Below are 17,534 nucleotides of genomic sequence, written 5' to 3'. Positions count from 1 at the left end.
GGCTGCCCCCAGCTCCACCGCCCTGCTGCGACAGGGTCAGCGGCGAAGGTCTCTCACCTCCACTCGAACCACAGCGCCTCACGGCGCACCCACGACCTGAGGCACACCTTCGCCACTGCGCACATGACCGCGGCCTACACCCACGGTGGTGACCCCGACCGGGTCCTGTCCCTGCTCGCTACCTGGCTAGGGCACACCGACGCTGCCCACACCTACTGGTACCTGACCGCGACCGGGGAACTGATGACCCTGGCCGCCGGCATGCTCGAACCGACGCCGAAAGAGAACCGTCATGAACGCCCTGGCCACCAGCCTGCAGACCTACTTCACGACCTTCGCACACACCCAGCGTGACCTGTCCGCCAACACGATCAGCTCCTACCGCGACACCTGGCGGATGTTGCTGAAGTACCTGACCGCCACGCTCGGCGTTCCCGCCGACGCGCTCGACTTCGACGCCGTCACCGCGAGGAACGTCACCGGCTTCCTCGACCACCTCGAACACGAGCGCGGCAACAACGCCAAAACCCGCAACACTCGCCTGACCGCGATCCGCTCCGTGCTCGGCCGTGCCCTGCCCGACCACCCCGAGCATGCCGCGACCATCACCCAGGTCCTCGCGATCCCACCAAGACGCACGACCAGGCCCCTCATCGAGTTCCTCACCCCCGCCGAGGTCAACGCCTTGCTCGTCGCACCCGACCAGCAGACCTGGACCGGGCGACGCGACCACGCACTGCTGACCATGACCGTCCAGACCGGCCTTCGCATCAGCGAGGTCTGCTCACTGACCTGCGACGACATCCACCTCGGCGCCGGCCCCCACGTCGCCTGCACCGGCAAAGGGCGACGCCAACGCATCACCCCGCTGACGAAGGCCACCGTGACCACGATGACGAACTACCTCGCTGAACGCAGTACTCGTCCTGGCGCCGCGTTGTTCTGCGGTCCCCACGGGCAACCGCTGTCCCGCGACGCGCTCGAGCACCGCCTGGCGAAGCACCTCATCCTCGCGGCGATCGCCTGTCCCAGCATCGCCGCCAAGCACGTCACCATGCACACCCTGCGGCACACGGCGGCGATGAACCTCCTCGCCGCCGGAGTCGACGTCTCCGTCATCGCACTGTGGCTCGGGCATGCCGACACCCACAGCACCGACGCCTACCTCCACGCCGACATGGCCATCAAGCAAGCCGCCATCGACCGGACCCGCCCGCCCGAGGTGAAACCCGGGACCTACCAGCCCGAACCCGACATCCTGGCCTGGCTCACATCCCTGTGACTATGCCGACCACTTAGCCCCGAAAGCCTGACACGCATGCACCATCACAGAACCGTCGGCATAGTCCGGAGGTCGGCATAGGACCTGACCTACGTACGCACCGCCGTGGGCTGGGTGTACGCCGCGTTCGTCCTCGACGTGTACTCCCGCATGATCGTCGGCTGGCAGGTGTCTACGTCGCTCTACACGGATCTGGCGCTCGACGCGCTGAAGATGGCGATCTGGCGCCGCGAGAACCAGGGCGCTGACCTGCGCAAACTTGTCCATCACTCGGACAGGGGAGTCCAGTATCGAGCAATCCGCTACACCCAACGGCTCGCTGAGGCCGGCGCGGTCGCGTCGGTCGGGTCCAAGGGCGACTCGTACGACAACGCGACACCCGGGAGCAGCGCTGCTGGTTCCACAAGATCGGCAACGTGCTGTCAGCACTCCCGAAGTCCGCCCATCCTGGAGCCAAGAAGGCCCTCGCGGAGATCTGGAACGCCGAGGACCGTGACCACGCCCGCCGCGCCGTTGCCGCGTTCAAGCTGGCCTACGGCGCGAAGTTCGGCAAGGCCGCCGCGAAGATCACAGACGACCTCGACGAACTCCTCGCGTTCTACGACTTCCCGGCCGAGCACTGGGTGCATCTGCGCACCACGAATCCGATCGAGTCGACGTTCGCCACGGTCCGACATCGCACCAAGGTCACCAAGGGGCCTGGGTCGAAGGCCGCCGGCCTGGCGATGGCGTTCAAGCTCATCGAAGCCGCCCAACACCGGTGGCGCGCAGTCAACGCACCCCAGCTCGTCGCCCTTGTGCGCGCCGGTGCCCGCTTTGAACGCGGGCAACTTGTCGAACGAGCCACAACCGACACCGCCGCGACGGCGGCGGCCTGAGCAGCCTACTTTGTCCCCGTCCAGGGACGAGAAAGGTACCGTTGCGATCCATGCCTGGTCCCCGACTGGTGCGGTTGTCTGGCCCATCGCTGATCGAACCGGTGACGCCGCTGGTCACCGCTAAGCTGCCCACATCGGCGACGGCGCTGCTGGTGCTGCCCGATGGTGATACCTGCGTGGCCGCCACCGACTACGGCCTGTTCGTCAGGTCTTTGTCCACCGGCGACGCGGTCAGGGTGAAGGCAAGAGGACCGGTCGCACGCCTGTCGCTGACTGCCGACAGCCGCCTGGTGACCGCCGGCAAGTTTGATCTCCTGGTCTGGGACTCGGCCGGCTGGACGGTGACCCGGAGATTGGCATACAAGGGTAGGGCGCTCACGGATGTCGCCGCGACGGACGAATTCGTGGTCGCGGGCGGCTGGGACGGCGCATGGGTGTGGGATATCAGCACCGGCCGGCGCCGGTGCGCGCTTGCCGTCGGTGAGGTGATGGCGGTCGCGGTAACCGTCGATGGTAGGCACGCCGTCACGGTGGAGAGGAATCGCCGGGTCGTGCTGTGGGATCTGCGACGAGGCACGGCGGTGCGGAGGCTGCGTCGCCTTGACCCCGGGATGCCCCCCATCGACTGGACACGGCTGGTCGATTGGGATTGGGAACTGCCACTCGACGAGGTCTACCGGGCCACCGCGTTGGTGGATCCCACGGTCAACCGGCTCGTCATTGCGGACGGCCAGTTGGCTGCCGGCTTGCTGAACGAGCAGGATGGGCTTCGTCCATCCGGGACAACCAGCAGAGCTCGGGTGACGGCGGTGCGTCCGGCAGATGGGCTGATCGCAGCCGCTGTGGACGAGTCAATCCAGCTACTGAACCGCGACGGCGAACTCGTCGCCGCGCTCGGCCCGACCCACACGCCGGTGACCGCGCTGGCCTTCACGCCCGACGGACGGCTGGTGTCCGCCCAGACCAGCGGAAATCTCCTGGTGTGGCCGGTCACCGTGGATCAGCAACACGCACGACACGGCGCCCACACCACCGCCGTATGGCGAACGGTCATCGATCGCACCGGCCGGTACGGCAGATCCATCGACCAGGACGGCGGAACTCGGCTGTGGGATCTTCGCAGTGGGCAGTGCCTGACCGACGCCGAGCTGGACGCCACGCTCGGGCAAGGTGCCTGGTTCCTTCCCGACGGTGGCGCGTCGATGGTCGCCGAATACGGCGTCGAACACCGGCTCGACAGCGAGAACGGCACCTGCACGATAATCGTGGAAGATGTGCTCGACGAGGACGAGTCGGCGCGCACGAAGACCGTGTGCTGCCGGAACCTACCCGGCGGGGAGGTGCGGTGGACCTGGATCGCGGATCCCGTCGGTGAGGAGACCGAGTGGTGGGCGCCGGCCTGGGTGGTGCTGCCACGACACTCCGACGCGGTCCTCGTCTGCACGAACGGGGATGATGCGACGGAATGCACGCCGGCGCAGGTGGTGGTCCTCGACCAGGCTACCGGCGAGCGTCGCAGCCAGTTCGAGGTCGTCAACGGACACGACGCCCTGCCGCAGACGTTGCCCGACGGGTCAGTGTGTCTTCGCTACAAGGACTACTCCGTCATACCGGCGGTGCTGCGACTGGCGCTGCTCGACTGGCGCGCGGGCACGGTCGAACCGTACGCCGAACTGACCGAATGCTGGAACGCCATGATCGATGCCGACGGATTGATCGTGGCCGTGGTCGGCAACGAGGTCCGGCTCGTCGAGCCGCACGGTGGACAGCCGGTCGCCCGCGTCGCCATGCCGGCCGAGATTGAACCCTGGACACTGGCGATCAGTCCGGATGGACGCGTGATCCTCGCCGGCGACAACCAGGGCGGGGTGCACATCCTTCACGCACCGCCGGCCTGAGAGGCCGATCGATCCAGAACGCCAGCAACGCAACCAGCTCCACCAAATCCGAACACTTCACCAACCCACCGCGCCACCGCGGCCAAGTCAAGATCCTTCATTCACAACTCTTGACAATTGCTCCATTCAGCTGCGGGACGGCAATGTGGTCTTGCGTCCGGGTCAGCTGTTCGTCGTGCCCCGAGGCGTCCAGCATTGCCCTGTCGCCGACGGAGAGGTGCATGCGCTTCTCATCGAGCCGGCTGTCGTGGTGAACACCGGCGATGCAGGCGGTGCGCTGACTGCCGCCTACGATGCCTCGTTGCTCTGATCGGCGGAAACCACGTCAGTGCCAAGGCTCGGCCAGACGCACGCTCATCGGCACGTCCGCGCGTCGCCACCCGTCAGCCGGCTGCGCTCCACGACGCGCAGTCTGCCGCAGATGAGGATGGCGGCGCGGCGGTGACGGGAGCGGTTGCTGCTGCGGATCAGCCGGTCAGGCACGCGGTGGGGTGGCGGCCGATCGGTGGCCTCCATGCGAGGCGACCAGGGCATCAGCCACGATCGCGGCGTCCGCCTCGGCGACGTCGGCGGGATACTCCGGCAGGAGATCGTCCCAGACGACCAGCCAGGATCCGTAGAGCTGCGCCTGGCCCTCCGGTCGGGCGAAGAACCAGATGTGCAGGTGAGCGCCGCCGTCGCCGATGCGGTAGACGTGTGCTCGCGAGATGTGCGGCAGGGCCTGCACGTGGCGGACGATTCGCGTGGTCAGCAGTCCCAGCTCCGCGGCGAGCTCGTCGGGGAGATCCGCCATGTCATAGTGATCGCGCGGGTACAGCATCAGCACCAGCGGCACGCCCACTCCGGGGACACGGGCCAGCCGCCAGTGATCGTTGAACCAGATTCCCTCGTCGCGCTGCTGACAGTTCCGGCACTCGGCCGGATCCTCGCCGTGCCGGGCGGGCTCGGGCAGCACCGGCGGGCGCAGCGGCGCGACGCGCAATCCATCCTGTTCGAACGGGCTGATGTCCCATCCCGTCATGCGCGCTAGCGGAAGCCGCCGCTCGCTGTCAGCGACGGCCACCGCGTGGTCATAGAACTGGTCTGGACGCAAGGCCATGGCGCGAAGACTAGTACAACCAAGATCCCATCGCTATTCATCGTTATTGCGAAGTCGCATGGCAGGCGCATCGAGACGGGCGCCCGCCAGCCGCCGGCGCCGTCCGGAGATCGGCGCGACCGGGTCACCCGCCGACGAGCACCAGGGCGGACGCGCCGCACAGGAGCAAACACATCGGGGTGTACGCGATGAGGTTGAGCCGGTAGAACGTGCTGTCCCGCCGCGCGCCGATCCCGAACGCCCAGACGATGCCGGCGCCGCCTCTCAGGAGGGTGCCGGCGGCGACGGCGAGCGCCCCGAGCGTGGGCACCCAACCCGGCAGCCAGCTGGGCAGCCACGCGTCCACCAGGCCAGCCTGGGCGAGCACCGCGCCGGCCCCGCCGAGCAGGATGAGTACGAGCGGTGCCAGCACCGGGACGGTGAACGGGACGTCGGCGTTGAGCACCACTTGCGACAGCGTCCGGACGTCGCGGGCCGGCCAGGTGCGGCCGGTCATCCAGTACGCGTGGATCAGGGCGTCGAGGCCCAGGACACCGGCCACCACGATGGCCGCAATTTGGTAGGTCTCCATGCCTCAGAAGAGGAAGCGGGTGCCGAGAACACTCCAGTGAGCCGGGCCACATCGGGCGCCGTGTCACGTGCCGGGGTGCCTGCCGGGGGTGAATCGGGCCTCGAAGCGCCGCTGGACAGTCGCGGCAAAGCGTTGACGCACCGGTGCCAGCAGTGGGCTGACGAGCCGCATGCCCGGCGCTCGTACGCCGGACAGGTAGCCGAACCGGGTGCCGTCCCGCTCGTCGCCGGCTGGCGCGGCGGCCATGCCGAAGACGACGAAGCGGCTCTGCATCAGGCACCAGCCGGGCCGCAGGATCAGGTCGAACGAGCCACGGAGCCCGGACCGGCCGCGGACCACCGCCCGCATCCGCTCGCCGTCCCGCGCGGTGATCTGGATCGACCGGACATCGGGCACCAGCCCCGGGAATCCCTGCTCCGGGTCGCCGAGCACGGACCACACCTCGTCGAAGCCGGCCGGCAGCACCGTCTCGGCCAGGACGGTGCCCGGCATCGCCTCGTGCAGCACCCGCAGCCGGCGCAGGTCGTCGAACTCGCCGATGGGCCAGGTCACCGCGCACCCCCTTCTGAGCGCCAGGCGCGTCGGAAACTCTCCCGGGCCCGGAACAGCCGGGACCGCACGGTGCCGGTCGGCACGCCGAGCATCGCGCCGGCCGTCTGCTCGTCGAGTCCCTCCAGATCGCGGAGCGTCAGCACGGCTCGGTGCTCGGGCGACAGCCGGTTCAGCACGTCGTGGATGTCGGTGGCCAGCGCTGGATCGCCCGGCGCGGGCAGGTCGATCAACTCCGCGGGTGCCGATCGCGACGACCGCCGGGCGATCCGGACCGCCTCCCGCACCGCGATCACCCGTACCCAGCCGAACAGGGCGGCCGGTTCCCGCAGCGTGCCCAGACTGCGGAGCACAACGATCAGGGTCTCCTGGGCGGCGTCCGGCGTGTCCTGCAGGGCGATCGGCCCGCACAGCCGGCGCACGTACGGCGTGATCGCGTCGAGAAGGTCGTGCAGCGCGATCAGGTCGCCGCGTTGCGCGCGGCGGATCGTCTCGTCGGGCACCCGCGCGGGACCGGCCTCGGCCGAATCCGCCGGACCGTCCTCGCCCATCATCTCCCTCGGTATCGCCGTCGGAACGGTTACACCGTACGCCCGGGTCAAGCTGGTGCCGGCGGGAAGCCGGCCGGTCGACGTCGCCGCGACCTGCCGGGATATTGGGTTGTTCCTCGCGGCGGACGCGCATAGCTTGTCGGCGCATCGTTCCGACGTCCGAAGAAGGTGCATTTAGATCCACGTCCAAGGACAGACGGCTCTCCACACGCGCCCGCGCCAATGTGCACGGCGCGGATGGAGGTAGATCTCAATGTCGTCCAACGCACTGGTCGACCCAACGCGGCGTAGTTCGGGAACCACCCGGTCTTCGTCCAGTCGGCCATAGACCCTCGCCAGATGCCCCAGTCGCGGCAAGTAGCCTCACCTGGCGATCCTCGTCATCGAGTAAACCAAGATAGAGTTCCTGCAGCTCCTTCCGGTCTCCACCGCCATACAGAACGGCGCCGACCATGGCGTCCAGGGCGCTGAAACGCTCGCCGCGATCGAGCGCCGCACGCACCTTGCCCGGTGTTGCCGGCGGTGGGTTGCGGAAGACATGATGCTCATGGCTCATAGGCCGCATCTTTGCTCATCGGTGAGCCGGAGCGATCAACCGGCTAGACGCCAGGCGGCCGTCGAGTGCACTCACGTCGGCAGTTCCGGATGCCGTAGCCACGCAGACCGCCGGCACGGACGGTGACGATCCGACCAGCGACCGGCGCGCCTTGGCAGCGGCAGATTCGGCCGTCCGCGAAACGAGTTTGATCTTGCGCCGAGGTTGATGCATCGATTGCTTCTACCCGTCGGTGTCTGCGCGGCGGGCTGTCGTCAGGTGTTGTTCGCTCTGTCTAGGGCTAGCGCTATCGATACCTGGGCTTGCTCGAGTGTGTCGCCGGCTCCAACCGCAAGGTCTCGTAGGTGCTGGCGGAACTCGTCGTCAGACGGGTGGGTTGAGGTGAGGTAGCCGGCGAGTTCGAGGCCGACTAGGCCGTGAAGCTGACACCACGTGTGCTGGGTGATGGACCAGGGGTCGGCGGGACGGAACCGGCCTGCCTGAATGCATCAGGGTCAACAGCGAGGCTACGGCGAGCAGGCGTATCCAACGGCGGCGGCCGCGTTTCGGGCGGGGCCCTGCAGCGGTGGCAGAGGCATCGCCGGTGGCCTGGCTGTGATCTGCGGGCATGACTTTCGCCTCCGGCGACGGGATCGGGCAGGCGGACGTGCCCAGCGACGGCCGGTCCGCCAGGCCGGCCGTCGCGAACGCTGGCGAGTGCTGCTGTGTGGTGGTCAGACCGTCGCGTGCGCGGCCGGCCGTTCGGCCGTGTCCGCGACGGTGGCGGTACGGCGGGTGCGCAGGCCGCTGGCCAGACACAGCACTACACCGAGCGCGAGCCAGGTCACCAGGACGCTGACGGAGTGGGTGGCGCCGTGGCCGTCGAAGAAGGCGGTGGAGCGCAGCAACTGGCCGCCCGCCCCGGGTGGCAGCAGCTGGCCGAACGTGCCGGACCAGCCGGGCAGCATCTCGGGTGCGGTCGAGGTACCTGACAGAGGGTTGCCGACGAGCATCATGGTGGCGGCGCCGAGGCCGAAGCCGGCGTAGCCGAGCAGTGACTCCAGTCCGAGGATGGTCAGGGAGGTGGCTGCGATGGTCAGGGCGATGGCGCTGGTGTTGGCCAGGTAAGAGCCGTTGAGCGAGCCGAGCCAGAACTGCAGGATCGCTGCCACGGCCAGGCCGCCGGTGATTGCGAAGGCGAGCGCTGCGGTGACCCGGCGGGTGGTGCCGCGGACGAGTCTGGTCAGCAGCAGCGCGGCGAGCAGGCCGCCCATGACCAGGGGCAGGCCTCCGGCGGCCAGGCCGGCGCCGCGCGGGTCGTCGGCCGGCAGGGGGACGAGGTCGCGGACGGCGACCGCCGTGCTGGTGCCCTGTGCCTGGGCCTGGCTGAGCGCGGTCGCGACGCTGTGCAGGGTCTGGGCGACTGCCGCGCTTGCGGCGGAGGCGGTGATGACCTGCGCGGTGCCGGAGCTGACGTCGATCGCCCCGTACACCTCCCGGTCGCGGATCAACTGTTCGGCGGCGGCGGTGTCGGCGACCTCGGTGATCTCGAAGGCGTCCGGCAGGCGTTGGCCGAGGGCGGCGGTGACCTGCTTGACTGCTGCGGTCGGCCCGGCGACGGCGATCGGCACATGGTGCACCGATGAGCGCACCGACGGCCAGGCGAAGGCGATGAGCAGCACGCTGATGATCGCCGTGAGCAGGGCGACTGCCCTGGCCACGATCGGCCAGGGTGAGGGCAGCGCATCGGGTGTGGGCGCGGCCTGAGTGGACATGTGATCTCCTTCTGAGGGCAGGGTTCATCGCCGGGTGAGCGGGGTTTCGGACTCGACGCGGGTCAGCTTTTCCGGGTTGCGGACGTAGTAGATGCCGCTGATGCGGCCTTGCTCGACACGGACCGCCAGGACGCCGTCGATCTCGCCGTCAAGGCGCAGGACGAGTGCCGGGTTGCCGTTGACCACGGTGGGTTCACCGGTGATCGTGGCCTCGACCTTGGGGAGGCCGCCGACGAACATGCGGACGACCTTCTCGGCGCCGATGACCGGCCGCAGCGCGGCCTGCTTGACGCCGCCACCGTCGCCCACCAGCACGACGTCGGGAGCGAGCACGTCGAGCAGGCGCTGCGGATCGCCCGTTTCGAGCGCGTACTGGAGCGATTCCAGCGCCGCCTGGGTTTCACTCGCGGACACCACCTGGCGGGGGCGGCGGGCGTCGACGTGCTGGCGGGCGCGGTGGGCGATCTGGCGCACGGCCGCGAGACTCTTGCCGACCGCGGCGGCGATCTCGGCGTAGCTGACTTCGAAGACCTCGCGGAGAACGAAGACGGCGCGCTCGGTCGGCGACAGCGTTTCGAGGACGAGCATGAGCGCCATCGACATGCTCTCCGCGAGCTCGACGTCCTCGGCCACGTCCGGCGCGGTGAGCAGCGGCTCCGGCAGCCAAGGGCCGACATACGCTTCCTTGCGGCGCTTCATGGTACGCAGCCGGTTGAGCGCCTGCCGGGTCGTAATCCGGACCAGGTAGGCGCGCTGGTCGCTCACCTGTGCCAGGTCGACCTTGACCCAGCGCAGCCACGTTTCCTGCAGGACGTCTTCGGCATCGGCAGCCGAACCGAGCATCTCGTAGGCGACGGTGAACAGCAGATTGCGGTGGGCGACGAACGTCTCGGTCGCCGGGTCGGCGGGCGGTATAGCCACTGCAAGGCCCTCCTTTCGCTCGTCCGGTCAGCGGGCGGCGAGCGCCTTGCGATGCTTGGCCTGCAGTCGCTGCTGACGGGTGTCGTCCCGGAACTTCCAGGTGAAGGAGCCGGGTTCATGCGCCTCGTGCGCCAGGTGCTCGATCAGGCCCGTGAAGCTGCTGCTCTTGATCTTCGCGCCGAGCAAGCCGCCGACAGCGAAACCTTTGGCAATGTCGCTCTTCGAGGCGACCTGGACGGTGGCGGCACCGTGCCCCAAGCTGACGCATTGCCCGAAGAACCCGATGGCGATGGTCGCGGGTTGTCCGCCCACGATCCGGGTGAGAACCGTGTCGGCGGCGTGCGCGCCGAGTGGATTGGCGGACTGGCAGCTCATCCGCAGCGGCATGCCCGACGGTGCGGCCGAGTCCCCGGCCGCGACGATACGGTCGTCGTCGACGCTGGTCAGCGTCTCGTCGGTGAGGAGACGTCCGGCGGCGTCGGTGCGCAGCCCGCTGCGGGCAGCCAGATCCGGGACGCTGAACCCAGCCGTCCAGATGATCACCGCGCTCGGCAGCTCGCGGCCGTCCGCCAGCAGCACGGCGCCGCGGCTCACTGCGGTGACCTTCGCACCAGGACCGTCGATGACGGTCACCCCGAGCTTGGCCAGCCGCTTGGCGAACTTGCGGCGAATCCGGGGGTGCAGATACGGGTGGAGCACCCTGCCACACACGAGGGTCACGGTGCGGCCCTCGGCCGCCAGCTCGGCGGCGACCTCGATGCCCGTCGCACCGGCTCCGACCACCGTCACCACGGCCGTCGTGGGCGTGGTCTCAAGTACCGACCGCAGCCGCTGCGCCTCTTCCAGGCTGGCCATATTGTGGGCGTACTCGGCGGCCCCGGGCACGCTCGGGTCGGCGCTGCCACTGCCCACCGCGTAGATGAGGTAGTCGTAGCCGACCGTGCCGCCGTCCGCCAACGTCACGCTGCGCCCGGCCGCGTCGATCCGGGTCGCGGTGTCGACCACCAGCCGCACTCGATCGGCCAGGATCTCCCGGTAACCGACGACCGCGTCGCCGGTTCCGCCCACGAGCTGGTGCAGGCGGATGCGGTGAACGAAGCTCGGGCGCGGGTTGATCAGGGTCACGGTCACGTCGTCGCGCTGCGTGAGGCGGTTGGCGGCCATGACGCCGGCGTATCCGCCGCCGACCACGACCACCTCGATGTTCTCCGTCATGGTGTCTCCTCCGTGTCCAGGTGTTGGCCTCAAGACACCACCCGGCCGGTCGCTGTGACAGCGCGTGAGCCGGGTCACTCGCCCTGGCTCACACCCGACGTCCGGCTAGCTGCGGGAAGACCGGTCACCAAGAGCCGTGGTACGCGATGTTGACCACCAGGGCGGCGGTCACGGTGATGAAGAAGACGGCCCAGCCGGTGAGTTTGCGGGAGCCAACCCGCAGGTGAGCGACGAGCGCGAGGATGAAGTAGAGCTCGAGCCCGATGGCGGCGAGCACACCGAGCAGCGGCACGGCGAACCCGGCCAGCAGGCCCAGAGTTCCGGCCGCCAGCAGGCCGCCCAGTACCGGTCCCCAGGAGTGTGGGATCCGCTTCATCGTCATCATGGCCTTCGGATAGTCGTGCCCGGTCAGATAGGTGTACGCGCAGCCGCCGGTGAAGACGGCGGTCAGGACGGTCACCGTGACATAGGCGATGAACATGAACTCTCCGTTCGCATCTAGCTGTTGGTGTGAGGGATGGTTGGTGTGCTGCTTGTGCCTGCCCGGGCCACGCCCAGGCGCGCCACCCAGCGGGTGCCCGCGACCCGGCCCGGCGGCCGGGTTGTGGCCCGATCGGTCGCCGCACGGTCCGGCTGCATGTTCGGTGAACGCGCCAGCTTCAGCTGGTGAAGGACTGGAGACCGAAGCGGCCCCAGGCAACGAGGACGGCCATAGCGAGGTAGACCAGGTCGCCGACGATCGTCTTCCGCTCGCCACGGCGAAGATGCATGATCACCGCACCCGTGAACAGCAACGCGACACAGGTTGGCCCCGGGTGACGCGGTTCTTACCAACGCCCCCAGTCGACGACCGCGTCGTGGGATCCGCCCACCAGCTGGTGGAGGCGCAGGCGCGGGACGAAGACCGGGCGCGGGTTGATCAGGGTCACGGTCACGTCGTCGCGCTGTGTGAGCCGGTTGGCGGCCATGACGCCGGCGTAGCCGCCGCCGATCACGACGACATCGGTGTTCTCAGCCATAGGTGGCTCCTCCGTTTTCCAGGGGTCGGCCTCAAGACACCGCGTGACCGGCAGCTGTGACAGCACGTGAGCCAGCTCACCCCGTCGGCGGTGACTGGCAGGGCTCTCAGCGCGCGTGACGGCAGCGAGCCGCTGCACGCTGTCCGTATGCGGCTGGTGGCGTCCGAAGCCCGGGAGCGGTTCATCGCAGCGCGGGTGCTGCGCCTGGCCGCGGTCGGCGTCGGGTCACCACTGGGTGATGAGCGGCGTGTCCGGTTCGTGCTGCCGCCAGGCTTCGTTGAGGCGGGCGAGGCGGGTGGGGGCGGCGATGCCGCGCACCGTTGCGATCTTGCCGTTGGTGATGTCGAACGTCACGGCGCCGATGACCTGGTCGCCGAGCACGAAGAGGATGGCGGGGGCATCGTTGACGAGCGCGTAGTGGATGGCGGGCGTGCCGCCGGCAAGTCGCCGTTTCGCGGGTGTGGGTTTGAAGCCGGCCCGTGCGACGGCGGCGATGCGCTGCGGAGTGTCGTACCGCAGCAGCGCCTCGGTCAGGCCGGCGCCGTCGGAGATCGCGGTCGCGTCGTCGGTGAGCAGCGCCACCAGGCGTTCGGTGCGGCCCGAGGAGGCAGCGGCGAGGAATTCCTCGACGATCCTGCGGGCGGATGCCGGGTCGACTTCGCCGCCGCCGCCGCGGCGGCGTGCGGCGGTGATGCGGCGCCGGGCCCGGTGGAGGTGCTGTTGGCTTGCGGACTCGGTGATGTCGAGGATCTCGGCGATCTCGGCGTGGCTGTAGGAGAACGCTTCGCGCAGGACGTAGACGGCCCGCTCGAGGGGTGACAGGCGCTCCATGAGAGTCAGCACGGCCAGGGAGACCGATTCGCGCTGCTCGAAAGTGTCGGCCGGGCCGAGCATCGGGTCGCCGTCGAGGAGCGGTTCGGGCAGCCAGGCGCCGACGGTGCGTTCGCGGCGGGCTGGTGCCGAGCGGAGCCGGTCGAGGCACAGGTTGGTGACGACCTTGGTCAGCCATGCTTCCGGCACCTTGATCCGCTGCCGGTCGGCGGCCTGCCAGTGCAGGAACGCATCCTGCACGGCGTCTTCGGCGTCGGCGGCGGAGCCCAGCAGCCGGTACGCCAGCGAGGCCAGCCGGTTCCGGCTGGCCTCGAACCGACTGGTGTCGAAGCGATCAGTGGCGGTGCTGTCCACGCGGTCCACCCTAGGCGGCTACGCGATCGCCTTCTTGGCGGACGCATCCGGCGCGGCGGCCAGGCGGTGCTTGCGCTTGGGCAGGCCGAAGGTCGGGTGCGAGGTGGCCCACAGCGAGATCTTGAGGATGCCCGTTTTGATCCGCGCGGCTTTCCGGCCGCCCACATACTTCGGCTTTGCTTGCGCTTCTGCGTCGACCGGCTGCAGGATCCCGTCCCGCCGCCCGAGGCTGATGTGATTGAGCGTGTAGACCAGCTCGGTGTTCGCGATCTTGCGGCCGGTCAGGCGTCCCACGATCGCGTCCGTGGCCTGCCGGCCGGTGTAGCCGGCCGAAGCGCAGGACATCGGCAGCGGCCGGCCGTTGTCGCCGATGGCGTAGACGCTGTCGCCGGCGGCGTAGACGTTCGAGTGCGAGACCGACCGCATGGTGCGATCGACGACGATCTGACCGCTCTCGGTGACCTCCAGCCCGCTGGCGGCGGCAATGGGGTTGACCGCGAACCCGGCCGTCCACACGGTTGCGTCGGACGCCAGGACGGTGCCGTCGGCGCACAGCACCCGCGTCGCTTCGACAGCTTCGACGCTGGTGTGCTCCCAGACGGTGATGCCCAGCCGGTCGCAGGCCTGACGCAGGTGGCTGCGGGCTCCGGCGGAGAGCCGGGCGCCCAGCTCGCCGCGGGCGACCAGCGCCACCGACAGGCCGGGCCGGGATTCGGCGATCTCGGTGGCGCTCTCGATGCCGGTCAACCCATCGCCGACGACCAGCACACGCCCGCCTCCGCCCCGCCTGCCCAGGCTGTCCAGGCGCTCGCGCAGGCGAAGCGCCGAGGGCCGGGCGGCAATGTCGAAGGCGTGCTCGGCCACGCCGGAGACGCCGCGGTCGTCGCCGTGGCTGCCGAGCGCGTACAAAAGCGTGTCGTAGCCGAGCTCGCCGCCGCCGTCGGCGTCGGCCACGGCGACGACCTGGCGCTCGGGGTCGACGGCGGTGACACGGGCCAGGCGCAACCGAATCCCCGTGCCCGCGAAGACGTCGGCGAGCTTCGGAGCCTTGATCTCCTGGCCGGCCGCGAGCTGGTGCAGCCGCAGCCGCTGGACGAAGTCCGGCACAGCGTTGACCACGGTGATCTCGGTATCCGCCGGGGACAGCCGGCGGGCCAGGTTCCCGGCCACGAAGGCCCCGGCATAACCGGCGCCGAGGACGACGATGCGGTGCTTCATGTGTCGCTCCTGTCGGTTCGCTTGCTCTCGGTGAGTTGAGCGGAACGGCGCCCCGATTACTGACAGGAACTGCATATGGCACGGGTCACAGAGCGGCAGGAGCGCCGCCAAACGATGCTCGCGACGCCGAGGCGGCGCAGATGCAGACCGAGCTGAACGAGCTGATCTGATGCCGATCACCGTCGACATCGACGTCATGCTCGCCAAGCGGACGATGTCCGTCGGCGAACTCGCCGCACGCGTCAGCATCACACCCGCCAACCTGGCCGTGCTGAAGAATGGCCGCGCCACGGCCGTCCGCTTCACCACCCTCGCCGCACTCTGCGAAGCCCTCGACTGCCAGCTGGCGACCTGCTGCCCTGGGAGACCGCGGACTCCGCGGGCGCGTGACGGCCACGGGCCACCGAGACCTGCGACGCGGCGACCGTTTCTCGACCGCCCCGAACCACTGGCACGTTCGACGATCACCACGCCAGCCGACCTTGCCCCGTTCACCCCGACGACCTGGACGAGGCCTGGGCCCGCTGCGCACGTTCATCGTGGCGGGGCCGAACCATCCCCCGCCACCCGAGTAATGCACGATTAAGACACCGCCAGGTAGCCCCGGCGCATTGCTGCGCCGGGGCCCCTTCAGAACCGTGCAAGCATCTCGTCGATGCACACGGCTCAAGCAAGCCCCTCGGGTGCTCACCCACGGCGTCGGCCCGATGCGCCGGTACGCCATCGGCGCGCTCCTGCTCGACCTGCGCCGGCCGGATCGGGTGGTCGCGCGGCTCCCCGGTGCGCTCCTGGCGCCCGGCGAGGCCGAGCAGGATGGTTACGTCCCCAACGTCGTCTACTCCTGCGGTGGGCTCGTCCACGACGGCGAGCTGTGGCTGCCGTACGGGGCCGGCGACAACCGGGTCGGGTTCGCCACCGTGCCGGTGGCCACGCTCCTCGCCGCGATGGTGGAATCCGCGCCAGCACCAGGCGGCCGGGACGGATGAGCGGCCGCCGGCACGACGTTCCGGACGGTCGGTGTCGGCGTACGCTGACCGCCCGGTCGCACGTGCGGCGACAGGGCGGCGGAATCCTGCTCAGGTGTGGATGGCCCGGACCGGCGGCTCAGGCGTAGTCGTCGGAGAGGTGTCGCTGCGGTAAGCAGCTCGTTCGCTGGTCATTTGTCCAGGAGTCCACCTACCTCCCACCCGGTATGAAGAGCAACCAGGAATTGAGCTCTGTCGTTTGTAGGTATGGACCCGGAGGGTCGGGTGATTGTCTGGGTGTGTGCTGCCGATGTCATGGCCAGCTTGGAGTAGGACGCCCCGGCCCTCGCTGATGACCGCTGTGTCAGCACTGGATGGAGACTTGCGACCGATCGCCCTTTCCGAAGTTGTGGCTACTGAACCGCGGCGGGTCCACGCCCCTTGACCAGCACGAGCGGAAAGGGTGATGCCCGATGGGCAGCCTGTGGGCCGGCGTCGACGTCGGCAAGACCCACCACCACGTCTGCGTCGTCGACGACGACGGCACCGTGGTCCTGTCCGAGAAGATCCCCAACGACCAGCACGCCATCTCCGGCATCGCCGGGCGGCTCGGCAAACGCCGCAAGCCCGTCCGGTGGGCCGTCGACCTGCGTGGAGGACCCGCCTCGCTGCTGCTGGCGGTCCTGCTCGACCGGGACGCGGACGTCCGCTACGTCAGCGGCACGGTCACCTCCCGGATGGCGGAGGCGTTCCACGGCGAACGCAAGACCGACGCCCACGACGCCTACGTCATCGCCCAGACCCTGCGCATGCGCGCCGACCTTCCGACGCTCAGCCTCACCGACGGCGTGCAGCAGCAGTTGAAGCTGCTCGTCTCCCGCCGCCTCGACCTGGTCGACGACCGGGTACGCATCACCGCACGCATCCAGGAACTGCTGACCATGATCAGCCCCGCCCTGGAGAAGACGCTGAATCTGCGCAGCAAGGGCGCCCTCCGGCTCTTGGCGCAGTGGCAGACCCCCGCCGGGCTGCGCCGCGTCGGTGAAGCCCGCGTCCTGGCCTACCTGCGCCAGCGCGGCGTCTGGGCCGCCAAGGCACTGACCGCCAAAGTCCTCGCCGCCGCACGGACGCAGACCGTGGCCGTCGCGGGGGAGGCGACCGCGGCCGGGATCGTGGAGGAGATGGCCACCGACCTGGAGGCGGTCAACGACCGCATCACCGCGATCGAGGAAACCATCGCAAGCGTCGTCGCCGACCACGAGCTGGGAGAGATCGTCACCAGCCTGCCCGGCATCGGCACCACCCTCGCCGCCGAGTTCCTCGCCCACGCCGGCACCCTCACCACCTACCCCAGCGCCGCCGCACTCGCCGCACACGCCGGGCTCGCACCGATCTCCCGAGACTCCGGCCGCCGCCAAGGCCACCAGGTCCGGCCCCACCGCTACCACCGCGGCCTGCGCCGGGTGTTCAGCATGTCCAGCTTCGCCGCCTTGTCCCACTGTCCATGATCACGCGCCTACTACGACAGAAAGAGAGCCGAAGGAAAGACCCACCGCCAAGCCACCGCCGCCCTGTCCAGACAACGCCTCAACGTCCTCTGGGCCTGCATCCGCGACAAGACCCCCTACCAGCCAAACAGCCAAGATCCGAAGCTACGGCAGCATGCAAACTGGCGTAGAGACTCCGCTTGCCAAAGATCAGCAGGCCAGATGGCTTGGTGATCGATGAGTCTCACCTGACGGAAGCGATCTGGGAAGAGAGCGAGGTCAGTCTGCTGTCGGGGCGGGAACCTGCCACAAGGCACTGACTGGCAGGGCGCGGAGTCTGTCGCCGAACGGCAGCGTGGAGGTTCCGGTGTAGAGGACGATGCCGG

General features: G+C 69.2%; 16 protein-coding genes and 3 pseudogenes. 7 read left to right on the top strand and 12 right to left on the bottom strand.

Annotated elements, in window-relative coordinates:
• Nucleotides 1-292: 292 nt before the first annotated feature.
• The 4 genes and pseudogenes from ABZ807_RS31580 to ABZ807_RS31565 all read left to right on the top strand — a co-directional run bounded on the left by ABZ807_RS31580 (nt 293) and on the right by ABZ807_RS31565 (nt 4,058).
• A complete protein-coding gene (locus ABZ807_RS31580) occupies nt 293-1,282 on the top strand; it encodes a tyrosine-type recombinase/integrase (RefSeq protein ID WP_357166226.1) in 990 nt (329 codons plus the stop codon).
• An 81-nt stretch (nt 1,283-1,363) separates the two neighbouring features.
• A pseudogene (locus tag ABZ807_RS31575) lies at nt 1,364-1,657 on the top strand (DDE-type integrase/transposase/recombinase); the annotation flags it as partial.
• Nucleotides 1,645-2,160: pseudogene (locus ABZ807_RS31570) on the top strand (transposase); the annotation flags it as partial. The pseudogenes ABZ807_RS31575 and ABZ807_RS31570, both read left to right, overlap by 13 nt.
• 50 nt (nt 2,161-2,210) lie before the next feature.
• The gene (locus ABZ807_RS31565) at nt 2,211-4,058 is read left to right on the top strand and encodes a hypothetical protein (protein ID WP_357166223.1); all 1,848 of its coding nucleotides are present in this window, start codon (nt 2,211-2,213) and stop codon (nt 4,056-4,058) included.
• Between the two features lie 475 nt (nt 4,059-4,533).
• Here the strand turns inward: ABZ807_RS31565 and ABZ807_RS31560 are convergent, their stop codons facing one another.
• The 12 genes from ABZ807_RS31560 to ABZ807_RS31505 all read right to left on the bottom strand — a co-directional run bounded on the left by ABZ807_RS31560 (nt 4,534) and on the right by ABZ807_RS31505 (nt 14,696).
• Nucleotides 4,534-5,121, bottom strand: coding sequence for a hypothetical protein (locus ABZ807_RS31560; protein WP_357166220.1), 588 nt, complete (start codon nt 5,119-5,121; stop codon nt 4,534-4,536).
• 160 nt (nt 5,122-5,281) lie between these two features.
• Nucleotides 5,282-5,728 carry a DUF3995 domain-containing protein gene (locus tag ABZ807_RS31555; protein ID WP_357166217.1) on the bottom strand — a complete coding sequence of 149 codons (447 nt, stop codon included), beginning with the start codon at nt 5,726-5,728 and terminating at the stop codon, nt 5,282-5,284.
• Nucleotides 5,729-5,791: 63 nt separating this feature from the next.
• Nucleotides 5,792-6,280: a hypothetical protein gene (locus ABZ807_RS31550; protein WP_357166214.1), complete on the bottom strand. Its 489-nt coding sequence runs from the start codon at nt 6,278-6,280 to the stop codon at nt 5,792-5,794.
• Complete coding sequence (locus ABZ807_RS31545) at nt 6,277-6,828, bottom strand: sigma-70 family RNA polymerase sigma factor (RefSeq protein ID WP_357166211.1); 552 nt, start codon at nt 6,826-6,828, stop codon at nt 6,277-6,279. Before ABZ807_RS31545 ends, ABZ807_RS31550 begins: the two co-directional genes overlap by 4 nt.
• An 810-nt stretch (nt 6,829-7,638) precedes the next feature.
• Nucleotides 7,639-7,869, bottom strand: a complete 231-nt coding sequence (locus tag ABZ807_RS31540) for a TetR-like C-terminal domain-containing protein (RefSeq protein ID WP_357166232.1) — start codon at nt 7,867-7,869, stop codon at nt 7,639-7,641.
• A 228-nt stretch (nt 7,870-8,097) separates the two neighbouring features.
• Nucleotides 8,098-9,138 (bottom strand): hypothetical protein, encoded by a 1,041-nt coding sequence (locus tag ABZ807_RS31535; RefSeq protein ID WP_357166209.1) that lies wholly within the window; start codon nt 9,136-9,138, stop codon nt 8,098-8,100.
• A gap of 24 nt (nt 9,139-9,162) precedes the next feature.
• On the bottom strand, nt 9,163-10,059 hold the full coding sequence (locus tag ABZ807_RS31530; RefSeq protein WP_357166206.1) for an RNA polymerase sigma-70 factor: 897 nt from the start codon (nt 10,057-10,059) through the stop codon (nt 9,163-9,165).
• Nucleotides 10,060-10,086: 27 nt separating this feature from the next.
• A complete protein-coding gene (locus ABZ807_RS31525) occupies nt 10,087-11,274 on the bottom strand; it encodes an FAD-dependent oxidoreductase (protein ID WP_357166204.1) in 1,188 nt (395 codons plus the stop codon).
• Between the two features lie 124 nt (nt 11,275-11,398).
• Complete coding sequence (locus ABZ807_RS31520; protein ID WP_357166201.1) at nt 11,399-11,755, bottom strand: DoxX family protein; 357 nt, start codon at nt 11,753-11,755, stop codon at nt 11,399-11,401.
• A gap of 346 nt (nt 11,756-12,101) precedes the next feature.
• The gene (locus tag ABZ807_RS31515; protein ID WP_357166198.1) at nt 12,102-12,293 is read right to left on the bottom strand and encodes an FAD-dependent oxidoreductase; all 192 of its coding nucleotides are present in this window, start codon (nt 12,291-12,293) and stop codon (nt 12,102-12,104) included.
• A gap of 225 nt (nt 12,294-12,518) precedes the next feature.
• A complete protein-coding gene (locus ABZ807_RS31510) occupies nt 12,519-13,478 on the bottom strand; it encodes a sigma-70 family RNA polymerase sigma factor (RefSeq protein WP_357166195.1) in 960 nt (319 codons plus the stop codon).
• An 18-nt stretch (nt 13,479-13,496) separates the two neighbouring features.
• A complete protein-coding gene (locus ABZ807_RS31505) occupies nt 13,497-14,696 on the bottom strand; it encodes an FAD-dependent oxidoreductase (protein ID WP_357166229.1) in 1,200 nt (399 codons plus the stop codon).
• A gap of 169 nt (nt 14,697-14,865) precedes the next feature.
• On the opposite strand from ABZ807_RS31505, the pseudogene ABZ807_RS31500 reads away from it, so the two are divergent.
• From ABZ807_RS31500 to ABZ807_RS31490, 3 genes and pseudogenes are all read left to right on the top strand, one after another.
• A pseudogene (locus tag ABZ807_RS31500) lies at nt 14,866-15,086 on the top strand (helix-turn-helix transcriptional regulator).
• Between the two features lie 293 nt (nt 15,087-15,379).
• Nucleotides 15,380-15,682, top strand: a complete 303-nt coding sequence (locus ABZ807_RS31495) for a hypothetical protein (RefSeq protein WP_357166192.1) — start codon at nt 15,380-15,382, stop codon at nt 15,680-15,682.
• Nucleotides 15,683-16,134: 452 nt separating this feature from the next.
• Nucleotides 16,135-17,169 carry an IS110 family transposase gene (locus ABZ807_RS31490; protein ID WP_357166189.1) on the top strand — a complete coding sequence of 345 codons (1,035 nt, stop codon included), beginning with the start codon at nt 16,135-16,137 and terminating at the stop codon, nt 17,167-17,169.
• Nucleotides 17,170-17,534 lie beyond the last annotated feature (365 nt).

Source organism: Micromonospora sp. NPDC047548 (assembly GCF_040642975.1).
In the GTDB taxonomy this organism is placed as follows: Bacteria; Actinomycetota; Actinomycetes; order Mycobacteriales; family Micromonosporaceae; genus Micromonospora.
The sequence above is the reverse complement of the archived record's forward strand: the minus strand, read 5'-3'. Positions and strand labels throughout refer to the sequence as shown.